Origin of the sequence: Neobacillus niacini (genome assembly GCF_031456445.1) — a bacterium.
GTDB lineage: Bacteria > Bacillota > Bacilli > Bacillales > Cytobacillaceae > Neobacillus > Neobacillus niacini_I.
On record NZ_JAVDUQ010000021.1, the window covers coordinates 1 to 12,476 of the forward strand.

At 39.2% G+C, this 12,476-nt stretch carries 16 protein-coding genes and 1 riboswitch; of the genes, 3 read left to right on the plus strand and 13 right to left on the minus strand.

Annotated features, from left to right (window positions below):
• Positions 1–338: 338 nt before the first annotated feature.
• The 3 genes from J2Y67_RS16605 to J2Y67_RS16615 all read right to left on the minus strand — a co-directional run bounded on the left by J2Y67_RS16605 (position 339) and on the right by J2Y67_RS16615 (position 3,029).
• Entirely contained in the window at positions 339–1,175 is an 837-nt protein-coding gene (locus J2Y67_RS16605; protein ID WP_310175942.1) for a hypothetical protein, read from the minus strand.
• A gap of 169 nt (positions 1,176–1,344) precedes the next feature.
• The gene (locus tag J2Y67_RS16610) at positions 1,345–2,235 is read right to left on the minus strand and encodes an alpha/beta hydrolase (RefSeq protein WP_310175943.1); all 891 of its coding nucleotides are present in this window, start codon (positions 2,233–2,235) and stop codon (positions 1,345–1,347) included.
• A 125-nt stretch (positions 2,236–2,360) separates the two neighbouring features.
• On the minus strand, positions 2,361–3,029 hold the full coding sequence (locus tag J2Y67_RS16615; RefSeq protein WP_463675865.1) for a YfjL-like protein: 669 nt from the start codon (positions 3,027–3,029) through the stop codon (positions 2,361–2,363).
• Positions 3,030–3,172: 143 nt separating this feature from the next.
• Here J2Y67_RS16615 and J2Y67_RS16620 point away from each other — a divergent pair, with 143 nt between their 5' ends.
• Positions 3,173–4,462: a polysaccharide deacetylase family protein gene (locus tag J2Y67_RS16620; protein WP_310175945.1), complete on the plus strand. Its 1,290-nt coding sequence runs from the start codon at positions 3,173–3,175 to the stop codon at positions 4,460–4,462.
• A 31-nt stretch (positions 4,463–4,493) separates the two neighbouring features.
• Here the strand turns inward: J2Y67_RS16620 and J2Y67_RS16625 are convergent, their stop codons facing one another.
• The 9 genes from J2Y67_RS16625 to J2Y67_RS16665 form a co-directional block, all read right to left on the minus strand.
• Complete coding sequence (locus J2Y67_RS16625; RefSeq protein ID WP_310175946.1) at positions 4,494–5,264, minus strand: TatD family hydrolase; 771 nt, start codon at positions 5,262–5,264, stop codon at positions 4,494–4,496.
• Positions 5,261–6,007 (minus strand): ABC transporter ATP-binding protein, encoded by a 747-nt coding sequence (locus tag J2Y67_RS16630; protein WP_310175947.1) that lies wholly within the window; start codon positions 6,005–6,007, stop codon positions 5,261–5,263. Before J2Y67_RS16630 ends, J2Y67_RS16625 begins: the two co-directional genes overlap by 4 nt.
• Complete coding sequence (locus J2Y67_RS16635) at positions 6,004–6,771, minus strand: ABC transporter permease (protein ID WP_310175948.1); 768 nt, start codon at positions 6,769–6,771, stop codon at positions 6,004–6,006. The genes J2Y67_RS16630 and J2Y67_RS16635 overlap by 4 nt, the downstream gene beginning before the upstream one ends.
• Before the next feature lies 1 nt (position 6,772).
• A complete protein-coding gene (locus J2Y67_RS16640; RefSeq protein ID WP_310175949.1) occupies positions 6,773–7,063 on the minus strand; it encodes a thiamine-binding protein in 291 nt (96 codons plus the stop codon).
• 14 nt (positions 7,064–7,077) lie between these two features.
• Positions 7,078–8,070 carry an ABC transporter substrate-binding protein gene (locus J2Y67_RS16645; RefSeq protein ID WP_310175950.1) on the minus strand — a complete coding sequence of 331 codons (993 nt, stop codon included), beginning with the start codon at positions 8,068–8,070 and terminating at the stop codon, positions 7,078–7,080.
• Positions 8,071–8,224: 154 nt separating this feature from the next.
• Positions 8,225–8,333: riboswitch (TPP riboswitch) on the minus strand.
• 60 nt (positions 8,334–8,393) lie between these two features.
• The gene (gene copZ, locus J2Y67_RS16650) at positions 8,394–8,600 is read right to left on the minus strand and encodes a copper chaperone CopZ (protein ID WP_310175951.1); all 207 of its coding nucleotides are present in this window, start codon (positions 8,598–8,600) and stop codon (positions 8,394–8,396) included.
• A 14-nt stretch (positions 8,601–8,614) separates the two neighbouring features.
• On the minus strand, positions 8,615–8,929 hold the full coding sequence (locus J2Y67_RS16655; RefSeq protein ID WP_310176041.1) for a metal-sensitive transcriptional regulator: 315 nt from the start codon (positions 8,927–8,929) through the stop codon (positions 8,615–8,617).
• Between the two features lie 98 nt (positions 8,930–9,027).
• Entirely contained in the window at positions 9,028–9,711 is a 684-nt protein-coding gene (locus tag J2Y67_RS16660; RefSeq protein ID WP_396954095.1) for a GTP pyrophosphokinase family protein, read from the minus strand.
• Positions 9,712–9,803: 92 nt separating this feature from the next.
• Positions 9,804–10,460: a TetR/AcrR family transcriptional regulator gene (locus J2Y67_RS16665; protein WP_310175953.1), complete on the minus strand. Its 657-nt coding sequence runs from the start codon at positions 10,458–10,460 to the stop codon at positions 9,804–9,806.
• 379 nt (positions 10,461–10,839) lie between these two features.
• On the opposite strand from J2Y67_RS16665, the gene J2Y67_RS16670 reads away from it, so the two are divergent.
• Both J2Y67_RS16670 and J2Y67_RS16675 read left to right on the plus strand, forming a co-directional pair.
• Positions 10,840–11,001, plus strand: a complete 162-nt coding sequence (locus J2Y67_RS16670; RefSeq protein WP_310175954.1) for a hypothetical protein — start codon at positions 10,840–10,842, stop codon at positions 10,999–11,001.
• A gap of 320 nt (positions 11,002–11,321) precedes the next feature.
• Positions 11,322–11,504: a hypothetical protein gene (locus J2Y67_RS16675; protein ID WP_310175955.1), complete on the plus strand. Its 183-nt coding sequence runs from the start codon at positions 11,322–11,324 to the stop codon at positions 11,502–11,504.
• A 51-nt stretch (positions 11,505–11,555) separates the two neighbouring features.
• Here J2Y67_RS16675 and J2Y67_RS16680 read toward each other — a convergent pair whose 3' ends face one another.
• The gene (locus J2Y67_RS16680) at positions 11,556–12,113 is read right to left on the minus strand and encodes a DNA-3-methyladenine glycosylase I (RefSeq protein ID WP_310175956.1); all 558 of its coding nucleotides are present in this window, start codon (positions 12,111–12,113) and stop codon (positions 11,556–11,558) included.
• Between the last annotated feature and the right edge of the window lie 363 nt (positions 12,114–12,476).

Below are 12,476 nucleotides of genomic sequence, written 5' to 3' on the forward strand. Positions count from 1 at the left end.
TAAGCTAAAGAAGGAGCTACTCTAGCCAGTTCGGCTAAATATTTAAACATGCAAGCGAAGAAGCGAAAAATAGCTTCTCTTCTTAAAGTTGGTCAGAAATAAATCAAAACTTGGTGCAGAGTGGGAGCATTGACAGTTTCGTTCATATCAGGAGGCCCCCCGGCATGCCCGCGGAAAGCGAAGCACCCGGAGCGGAAAGCAACAGGCCAGTTAGCAGGTACAAATATTTAATGAAAAAGCGGTAGTTTAGATTCAGACATAATAAAAAATTGCCGAGAAAATACCCTTTCTCGACAATCTGAGACCTTTTTAAAAGTCTCTTTTCTCTTTCATTACTATTACTGTTTTACAATTTTCGAGGGGTTATTAATTTTATATAGCACGGCTACATCCACGATGAATTCTTCCTCAACGTCTTTTCCTTTTGGCAATTTTTTGTGTGCAACCTTTCCGTAAAATTCGAGCTTGTCCCCTGCTGCCAGCTCAAATTTTTTGAGGGTCTTGCTATGGCTGCACCAAGCAAAATCAAGCACAAGAGGTGACTCCTGAACAATCGTTACATTCTCTAAAATGACCACTTCATCATTTTCTTCGGTGAATCCATTGTAGGTCATGGCAAACTGTTTAACGGTTGCAGTGAAATGAACCTTATCTGCTGGTAGATCAAGCTTCTTTGCCTTCTCTTTTTTCGGTTTCTTTGGTTCTTTCGCTTTTTTCGGCTCTGGAGCTATAGGAGCCTCAGCAGCCGGTTCAGCTTTATCTTCAGATTCAGTTACCAGAATCTCTTCCAAAGTGGAATTTTCCGTTTGCGTATCTTGGGAAACAGCTCTTTCTCCTTCTTTTTCTTCAACCGTAAACATACTCTCTTTTCCAAAACTCCCTTGCTGCATTTCCTTTAAATATGCGGGATGGATACAGCTTAAATTGCCATCCTGAAATTCTATAACAAGGGTATTCAAATCATTTTCACGACCATGAATCTCATAACCTTTAATGGATACAAGCCGCTGATAGTTACGCTCCTTGTACCAAAACTCTTCCTTTGAAGCAGATAACCCCCACTCCCGAAGCTTTTCCCTAAAATGCTCATCATCGCGGAAAGTTTCAAATTCCCCTTTCGGAGGAATATAATGAGTTAATTCTGATTGTTCCATTTGCGGGCGTTGGATAACCATCGTTCCACTTCCTTCTTCTGCATTAAGTAATTAAATTATATCATGTTCTGGGAATAACATTGAAGATTAGAACGTGGACGGCTCTCTACCCTCTTTCCCTTGAAAAAAAATCAATACCGCTTAACCATTCCGAATGCAATGCTGACAAAATAAACAAGACATCACTGTGTCACTGCCTTTTCACAAAGTCTCCTATTTCGGCGATGGCTTGTTTAGCCTCGGGAAGGAGGTCTCCGGTTAGCTGCCAGACATGCCACATGCCTTGCCAAACTTTAAAACGCACCGGAACTCCATACCTTTTTGCTTGTGCCGCGAGCATTTCTGCATCGCTTAGTAATAATTCCTCACTGCCCACTTGAATAAACAAGGGTGGAAGACCAGTTAAGTCCGCATATACAGGGGAAATAAACGGGCTTGTTAGGGGTTCATCTCCTGCATAAACCCGTGCTGCTTTTTTAATGCCATTCGGTGTAAACAGAGGATCTTCTTGTACCTTTTTCGTATAACTGCCCCCGCTGCTCGTCAAATCGACCCAAGGAGACAGACAAATGATCGAAGCCGGGCAACTGATCCCCTCTTCCCTTAAAACAAGAGCTAATGCAAGACTTAATCCCCCACCGGCAGAATCCCCTGCAACGAAAACATTCCCAGATTCAAACCCCTGCTCTAACAACCATTTATAGATCTTCACCGCATCCTCAATCGCTGCTGGGTATGGATTTTCGGGTGCCAACCGGTATTCAGGGAGCAACACCCTCACCCCTGCTGCCTTTCCAATTTTCCCGGCTAATGCCCGATGGGAATCCGCTGAGCCATAGGTATAAGCACCGCCGTGAAAATAAAGCAGTACCTTATCCTCAGCTACAAGCTTATTTGAAAGCCATTCCGCTTTTGTTCCCTCTATATACACTTTTTTCACCTTACAATTCCTCGGAACCCTTGTCCACATTAAGGAAGCCCGGTCCATGGTGCGGCGCTTTTCTTCAATGCTTGTTCCGACCGTTCTAAGAATCGCACGGTTCATGATCTTTTTAAAAATAACACTGCGAAAACTTGCCATTTTTGCTCTCCCCTATTATAAATCCAGTCCTACCCTTCATTTTGTCCATTCCGGACTTTTCTTAAAATCCGCAATCCCGGCAACAAAAAAGCACACCACTAAAAAAGCAGTATGCCTTCCTCCATTTATTTATCTACAATTCTGCCATCCTCTGTTATAAAAAATACTTTATCCTTTTCATTCCGTTTTTTTTCATAATAGGTGACTTGTATAAGAACAGGAAAATGAACCGATTTTAAATAGTAGCTTAGCCTTTTCATTTTTTCGAGCTCAGCAGCTTGTTTCACTTTTTCCCATTTGGCTTTCATAAAAATGGTAATCGAGCAGCCAAGCTGGGATGAATGCATTTCTTGATAGGTCGGAATATTGGGACCTATAGATTCTCCTCGATCAACAATTCGCTCAGCGGTAAAAGTTGTTTTGTCTAAACGGGGAAATAGTCCTTTAATGGTTTTCTTCAGATTGTTTGATAATTCACTTTCCCAAAAAACTTTCGGGAACGAATCTGAATAGCCAGAAGCAGCATCTATATCCTCTTCCACTGTAAAGACCAGTTCAGGATGTCCCTTTGGATAGGAATAGGCCTGATACGTTTTACTTAAAAAATTATAATCAATATTTTTCATAATAAATGCAGTATGATATTTTTGGGTCAAATAGGTGTCCATATTCTTTCTTTGATGATGCTTCTCCCACGGTGTTCCATTGAACCCGGCATAAACAAAAAGACTAAGCATAACAATAAGAAATGAAATGATCCTTAAAAGAACTCTGCTGAACCTTATATGCACCACCTCTATAATTCAGAATATTTATAATATTTTATTCAATTTTGAAACTCATTATTCCTTCTAACTTTTTTAGAAAAATTGTCTTTTTTATGACATTGTTTAAAAGTAAAATAGATATATAAGATTCCTCATCAAAGGAGGCTCATATGACTAAAGTTCTTTTTTATATCTTATGCCTGATTTCCCTTACCGCCTGCAGTCTTTTTTCAAATGATGATTCAAAACCTGTTAAAGAACACACTGGTAAAAAAATCGAAGAACACCAAGTAGCCCCACCGGATCATAAAGAACCGCAGTCCTCGTTATTAGAAAAAATCATTACACTTGCCAAAGAAGGTAAAATACCATCAAGTCATTTTGCCGTACACACGAATTCAATAAACGATGTTAAAAAACAATGGGGGCCTGCTGCAAATACCGATCGTGTCGGAGGAATTTATTATGCCAATTACCCTGCAAAACACAGCGTATTTGGGTATAATGTAAAAAATATATTGGTAGATATCCGTTCTTACGATGAGCAGCTTCATCAGTTAACGTACGCGGAAATCGTTAAAACAGTAGGGGAACCTGATTATCACAAAACAAACCAAACCGACCAAATCTATGGCTATAAAATCACACAACAATTCGAGCTTCGCTTTATCATTCCGAATAAAACCGGAAAGGTTGATCATATTTCTGTTTTAAGTCCAAATGATACAGGAATAACCACCGCTCCTTACATCCTTCCGATAAAAGGAGTATCGAAAAACTTATCAGAGACTGCCTGGCAAAATATGCAGGAATGGCGAAATGAAATGATTCCCATTGCAAAAACCCATCAAAATTCCGTATTCCTTAATGGCCCTAATCGAAAAAGAGTTGCGCTAACATTTGATGATGGTCCTGATAACCTGAATACACCCCGCATCATTGAAACACTGGCAAACTACCATGTGAAGGGGAATTTCTTTTTTATTGGGGAGAAAGTGAAAAAGTATCCTGAGGTCGTCAAAAAAGCCTACACCAATGGAAATCTTGTGCTAAGCCATAGTTATTATCATCATGATTTAAGCAAACGTTCTGCTGCTGATATTAAAGCCGATTTAGCACAAACCGAAACTGCGATAGATGAGGTAATTGGGAAGAGACCGGCCCTTTTACGTCCGCCTTATGGTGCTGTCAATAATACCGTTATCACCACTGCAACCCAAAACGGGTATAAACTTGTTCTATGGTCAATTGATACACTTGATTGGTCACAAATGGAAAGCAGCAATATTGAAAACAATGTCTTGAAAAATATTCGAAATGGCGACATTATTCTCATGCATTCGGACGATGATAAAATACAAACAGCTAAAGCCTTGCCACACATCATTGAAGAACTAACTCAAAGAGGCTTCGAAATCGTCGACCTCCAAACACTACTTGGACAAAAGGCTTATAAATGAAAAAGCGTCTCACCTTTTAGGGTGAGACGCTTTAAATTTGATAAAACGAAACCGTATTTTCCCGTAATTTTTCTGAAACCTCACCAACGGAAAATCCTTTCATTCCTGCAATCACACGAATCGATTCTTCCATCATGTTCGGATGGGTCAGCTTCCCTGTGAATGGTCCTTCAAATGGCCATGGCCCATCGGTTTCAATCATCATTTGTTCCAACGGATAGACGGAAACTAATTGCTGGATTTCTGCTTCATAAACAACATCCGGCGTCACCGAGATATAATAGCCGTTTTCGATCATCCTGGCAATTGTCTTTTTGTCGCCTTTAAACCAATGAAAATGAGCTTTTTTCAATGAATACTTTTCTAACAGATCACAAACAATCGGAGCATCATCATAGACTGCATGAAGAACAATCGGTTTCTCCCATTCTTTCGCCCTTTGTATAAAATCCTCTAATAATTCGATATACTGCTGATAGTCTTGAGGCGAAATTTTTCCATCAAGTCTCCTATAATAAGGAAGTCCAACCTCCCCAACTGCAATCATTTCCGTTCGATGCTCGTCCATCCACTGAAAAAGCCTTTTCCGCTCCTCGACACCTGGAAGCGGCTGTTCAGGATGAAATCCGAAGGCAGGTCTAACCTTATCAAACTCTCCAGCCAATTGAAGATTTCTTTTACAAGAATCAAGATCAAACGAAACGGAAACAAAAGCATCGATCAAACCAGACTCACCCATGATAACTTTAATTTCTTCGTCTTTATAGTGATCCAAATGAATATGGGCATCGATCATTTTCATCGCAATTCCCCCTGCCCCGTTAACGTAAAATGAACCTTCCGTTTCCACTGCAAAAATGGCTCTTCCAGCAGGATGCTCGCGTCCCGAGGTCTGGCAAAAGGCACTTCCATTTCACTGATCACCTTCGAAGGCTTTTGCGATAACACAAGAATCCGGTCGGAAAGATACAAGGCTTCCTCAATATTATGGGTAATAAACAGAACCGTGCGTTTGTGGGACTCCCAAACAGACAACAGCCATTTTTGCATCTCAAAACGTGTCAGTTCATCCAGTGCTGAAAAAGGTTCATCCAAGCAAATCACTGCTTGCGGACTTAATAATGCACGGATAAAAGCAGCACGCTGTTTCATCCCACCAGAAAGCTCATGCGGATAAGCTTTTTCATAATCGGCAAGACCGGCAATCTCAAGCATATCCTTCGCCTTATCAATCTCTTTCTTTCCTTGAAGCTCCTGCCCAAGTACGACATTATCGAGGATGGTCCTCCACGGAAGCAGCGATGGAGTCTGCGGCATATAACTAATCAAACCGCGTTTTCCGTTAATAACCTTATTTTCCAGCAGGATTTGACCATGATCCGGTGCCAGCATCCCGCCAATTAAATTAAAAATCGTACTTTTTCCGCTGCCGGAAGGACCAATGATGGAAACAAACTCATCTTTTTTGATGGAAAAATCCATCCCTGTCATCACTTCATTTTCACCAAAGCTTTTCGAAACATCTTTTAGCATAAGATGGCTCATTTTCCTTCATCCCCTTTCACCTGCCAGCGCACAACACGGCGTTCCACCAGCACAATTAGTAGAAAAAATAATAGACTTAATAGCATGATCGCAAAAATCGCAACAAACACACGATCGGTGCGAAACGATGAGGAAGCCATCGTCATATAGACACCAATTCCTTGTTTAGCCCCCAGCCATTCAGATATGACAGCCCCCATCACACTATAGGTTGCCGAAATTTTCAAACCGGAAAAAATCGATGGCAGGCCAAAGGGAAACTCCAGTTTCCAAAAAACCTGCGTTTTCGACGCACCCGCCATCATCATGTAATGCCTTAGTTCTGCAGGCGTCTGTCTAAACCCGTCCAAAGCCGCAACGGTAATGGGAAAAAAGCAAACAAGTGTAATCACAATCATTTTCGGCAGCAGCCCAAATCCGAACCAAATCACTAAAAGCGGGGCAAGCACAATGGTCGGGACATTTTGGGAAAGAATGAGCAGCGGGTAGAATGAATCTCTTAAAACCGGTATTAAATAAAGAACCACCGCTACCACAAGACCAATAACCGCACCGATTACAAAACCGAATAAAGCAATTTTAGTTGTCGAGAATAAATCCGGGTAAAATTCACTCCAGCCGCGGAAGGCTTCAGAAAAAATCTTTGTTGGTGCCGGCAGCAACCATTCCTCAATCTTTGCGGTTTTCACAACAATTTCCCATATCACGAACAAAAGGAGGAGAACCAAAACTGGTCTCCACCCTTTTAAAAGCAGTTTTTTCATATTAGCGATACTTCTCCGTTAATTGATCCATCGTGATTCCTGATGGCTGATACAATACCTTGATTTGAGAAATTACGTTTTTGCTGCCAATCTCCATCATGCGCTCATTCATTTTCGTAATAATACTAAAAAGTTGCTCCAGTTCTCCCTCCATTGTCGTCTCCAATGGGTGGACTTCATATTTTACTCCCGACTCCTCAATGACGCGAATCGCTTCATCCACATATGGAATGACGTCTTCTCCATCTTTTGTTTTTGGCAAGATTTGAATGCTGACTAAGGCATTGCCCATCTGAAACCCCTCCATTATTTAGGTAAAAATTCATTCGTAAATGCTTTATCCGCATCTAGTTTTTTATCAAGAAGTTTGTGGTCATACATCCATGTAGCATAGTTTTCCCAAACTATCTTTTTCTGTAATCCCCACTGTGCGGCATCATCCTGGTACTTAGGAGATAACCATTTCTGACTTGCTTTGACAAGTTTTGGATCTAAATCCGGTGCCGCTTTGATGAGCATGTCTGCTGCTTGATCAGGATTTTTAATTGCAAACTGATAGCCTTGTGATGCTGCCTTTAAAAATGCCTTAACGGTATCAGGATTATTAGCAATCATCTTTTCGTTTGTTTCTAGAACTGGTGTGTAATAGTCAAGCTTTTTGGAATAATCGGTTAAATAAATCATGTTGATTTTTTGATGGCGAAGTTCTGCTTCGACACCTGTCCAGCCATAATAAATCCAAGCAAAATCAACATCTCTTTTCACCGCAGTGAAAAAGTCAGTATCTCCCATATTAATAATTTTCACTTTATTTGCATCTGCATGTTCTTTATCCATTAAAGAAGTGATGACGGACTTTTCAACAGGAGAACCCCAGCCGCCATAAGTCTTCCCTTCAAAATCTTTTGGTGTCTTAATATTTTTGGCAACAGGTGACGCAAAACCGGATGTATTATGTTGAATGATGGCTGCAATCGAAACTAGCGGAACTCCTTGGACGCGTGCCTGTGTAATGCCTTCTTGGTAGCCTACGCCAAAATCTGCTTTTCCTGATGCGACAAGCTGATCGGCACCTGTTTCTCCCGGTTGAATAATATCAACATCTAAGCCTTGATCTTTAAAATATCCCTTTGCTTTTGCCACATAAAGCCCTGTATGGTTCGTATTTGGCGTCCAGTCAAGAACGACAGTAATCTTTTTCAGCTTTTTCGTATTTTCCTTAGCCGTATCTGTTTCTTTTTTGCTGCTGCAGCCGGCAATTAGGAAAACGGTTAATAGTAGAACAAGCCACTTCTTCATTTTTTAAAGCCCCCATATGTAAAATTTCTATCAAGAAATAAACAAAATCGAAAACGCCCATCTAGCTGCTATATGCATCATAGAACAAATTTTCTCTGAAAACAAATAAAGCACCCAGGTTAAAGCACCCGAGTGCATATTGGCAAACAATTTATTTGTTTAAGAATATGTTCCCTCCGCCGGTCCTAACCAGATCAGGTTCCAAGGGTTATCGTTTTAGAACGAACTCTCAACCAGCAACACCGGCTCCCCTACATTTCACTGTATGAAGTTTATTTCCATACTCATTATAACAGAAGTGTTTTCATTTGCTAGTATTATTTTTAAATGACATCATATCCTTGATCATCGATGGTTTCTTTAATTTTGCCAAGATTAACGACATTTTGATCGAATTCAACATCAACTGTGCCTTTATCTAGATGAACTTTTACCTTTTTAACACCTTGCAGCTCACTAACGCTGCCTTCTACAGCATTCACACAATGGCCGCAAGACATGCCTTTAACATTTAAGGTAATATTTGCCATTAAGAAAACCTCCATTATTTTTTCATTAACTTTTGAATCGTTACGAGAACCTCATCAAGAACTTCCATATCTCCTTCTTGAATCCTTTCCAGTACACAGCTTTTCAAATGTCCCTCTAGTAAAATTTTTGCTACACTATTTAAGGCAGATTGGGTTGCGGAAATTTGTGTGATCACATCATCGCAATACGTATCTTTTTCAATCAAGCCTTTAATTCCACGAATCTGTCCTTCAATCCGATTGAGACGTGTTACGAGATTGTTTTTCACTTTATCCGAATGATGGCTTTTTCGGTGACTGCCATCTGAATTGCAGCAGGCGTCATGCATTATTTCTTCTTCATGATTATTGTGGTTAACAGACATCCGCACGCCCTCCTTTTCCTTATTATATCATACCCTGGTATCGTAATAGCGTAACAGATGATTTACTTTCGGTCCCCGATTTTTTCCATAAATGTCTCTAGCATTGGAAGGGAAAATTGGCCATTAACAAGGTTAAGGATGCTCGTCTCTTCTTTCCTTTTGTTCTCCTCTTTGATGACCGCTATTTCTTTATGGAGCCGTTCCATTTTCTGATCCAAATGAGCAGCCATTGTCGCGGCTTCCTTTAACTCAACAATCATCCTTTCAGGAACCTCTTCATTGTATTTATAATAAATTTTATGCTCTAGACTTGCCCAGAAATCCATCGCAATCGTCCGAATTTGTACTTCAATATATACATGTTCCTCCCGGTCAGACATAAAAATTGGGATTTCCAAAATTAGATGCAGACTTTGATACCCATTTGGTTTAGGGTTTTGAATGTAATCCTTATATTCCACAATCCTAACGTCTTTTTGACCAGCGATCATCTTACTAATTTCATAAATATCGGGGAGGAAGGAACAAGTAATCCTTATTCCTGCAATATCCTTAATATTTTCCTTGATGCTGGCAAACGTAAAATCTAAGCCTTTACGATACATCTTTTTCATAATGCTTTCAGGTGATTTTAAACGCGATTTAACATGTTCAATTGGGTTATAATCATGAATAAAATTAAATTCATCCTGAAGAATATTTATTTTAGTATTCATTTCATCTAAGGCAAATTTATAGGCCATCATAAACCTGGTTAATTCAACCTTTAAATCTTTAATCTCTTTTATATTTAGGAATTGTTCAATTTCCAACCGAAAACTCCCTCTCTCTCCAAACTTTAGATAGTTTCATTCTTGTCGTTCGTTTGTAATCTCTTCAATATGTCTGGCGGAAAAACCAAACGGCAGATGATTTTGGCAATTTCACGATATTCAGCAGGATTTCCTGAGTGCTCTACTTTCGCAGTTGCATTCTCAGCCAGCAGCATAATGGACCATGTGAGGGTATTTAAATCTAAATCCTTCCATGTAAGCCCCAGCTCACTTGCCTTTTGCAGCCCGGTATAGATTCGATTATGAATTTTCACCTTCGCAGCAGCGATAACCTCTGAAAGCCCGGGATCCTTTAACAGCAATTCTGGTAATACTCGGTGCAACCCAAGATGATTCAACCGAATACCATAAGATTCTAGGAGTTCAGCCAACCGGGCTTCCGGATTGCCGTTCTCCCAGCTTGGTTCAGGCGGCAAAAGCTTTTCAATTTTATCCTCTAGGAGTGACATTAATAATTGGCGTTTATCCAAAAAATACCGATAAAAAGTCCCAGTGGCGACCCCCGCATTGGCAGCGATTTCCTTTGCGGTTGTTTGTTCGTATCCCTTCGAAATAAACAATGCATGCCCACTTTCCAGTAAAGCATTCCTTTTTTGCTGGGCCCGCTCCTGTTTTGGGATAAATGGAAAATCACCAACCAATTGGTCTTCACGGTCTGACATTTTAACACCTCAATTCCTATCATAACATAAATTCCAAAAAAGTGAACCGAGGTTCACATTTCCATTGACAGTTATTTTCATTCATGTAATACTTGAACCATAGTTCATGTTGTATCTGATTCTTAGTTGGCACCCCTTGACTAAATGAGAGTGGATATGACATGAACATAATTTTTTAAAAATTTTTTTGAAGAAAAGGATTTTTTAAATTTCTAACGAATTATTTAATAAAATTACTTTAGGATTGGAATGTATAGGCACCTGTCGGAATGATTTCCATATGATGAGAAAAATCATAAATTTCCGATGCTTCTGCCTAGTGTTTTCTGGTTTTCATCCTATATAATATCACCATACTACCTTGGAAGGTGTGAATAATTTGGCAGCCAATTCTGAACCGAAAAAAATTGATATTAATTCAACCATTTCCTTAAAAGGAATCGTGAAAGCTATCTTTAATGATACCATTCATGTGCAAATTGGTGGAAAGATTATTACCTTACCAAAAGGAGATTTCCTGCTGGATAAATCAATGAGTTAAATAGTCATTCTTTTTAATAAGCCCATTACTTCCCATTGAAGTGATGGGCTTATTCTTGTTTTTGCTGTGTTAAAAGACAAACCATTCAAATTCTATTATTTGGAACTTCAGATGATTTTATTGCTAAAACATGCTCATATTGGAAGAAATCTGCCATTATTTTAAGCATTACCGAGTTAACCTCCTGACAATCAGAAAAGGCGCTCCATACCATGGCATACACTGCTATATCCACTTTGTGAATACAAATACATAGATGGTAAGATGAATTTGTTCAATAAAAAACCTAACGGAGGGGATTTTTTATCAATCCATTAGAATTGAATTACACGAGTGAAATGGAAAAAGCCATGCACAAAGCCCATGGAGTTGGCTATCAAGTTTATAGCCAAAAACATTCAGTGAGAATTAAAGTTGAACATAAGCGGGAGCAAAATTACCGGGAAAGTAAAAGATTGCTTGCAGAAATCAATAGCAAACTTCATGTATTCGCAAACGAATGAATAGGAAAAGGGAGCCGGTTTAAAATATACCTGTTCCCTTTTGTGTTTTATTCATTCCTTCTTATAACAATCACATGTCATCACATGATCATTGACCATTCCCACGGCTTGCATAAAGGCGTAACAAATCGTTGGGCCGACAAATTTAAAGCCGCGCTTTTTTAGATCTTTACTTAATCTTTCACTAATTTCGGTTGTGGCAGGGACTTCTGATAAATCCTTGAAGTGATTTTGAATCGGTTTTCCATCGACAAATGACCAGATATAGGCACTGAACAAGCCAAATTCCTCCACCACTTTTATAAACGCTTTCGCGTTCGAAATCACGGCATTTATCTTAAGTTTATTTCTGACAATCCCTTCATTTTGTAAAAGCTCTTCCATTTTTCGCTCATCATAGTGAACAATTTTCTCAGCCTCGAAGTTGTCAAATGCCTTCCGGTAAGATTTTCGCTTTTTTAAAATCGTATACCAGCTTAACCCTGCTTGAGCTCCTTCAAGGTTCAAATATTCAAAAAGCAGGCGATCATCATAGACTGGGATCCCCCATTCATGGTCATGGTATTCGATATATAATGGATCCTGATTTACCCAGCCGCATCGATTCATTCTTATCCCCCTCTTCATTATCCAAATCACTATTAAAAATAACACAAATTCATTTTTTATTAAGGCTATTTTCGCATAGATTGTTGTTTTTCGTATAAGTTCATCAACCCGTATAACTATATGCTTCGTGGCATCTTTTCGTATGAATATTTGCGAAAATTGCCTACAAACTTAGTAAATGAACCTTATTAAGCTCCAAAAGCAACAAAGTTTACGAAAAGAGCCTTTATTAAAAAAGTCCGAAAACTAAAAATAATTCTTCTATTATGAACAAAAATATGATAATTTAATAGTATTAAAGGATTTCATGCATCAAAAATCAAAAATGAAGGATTTAATTCACTAATTTACTACCTTACTAAT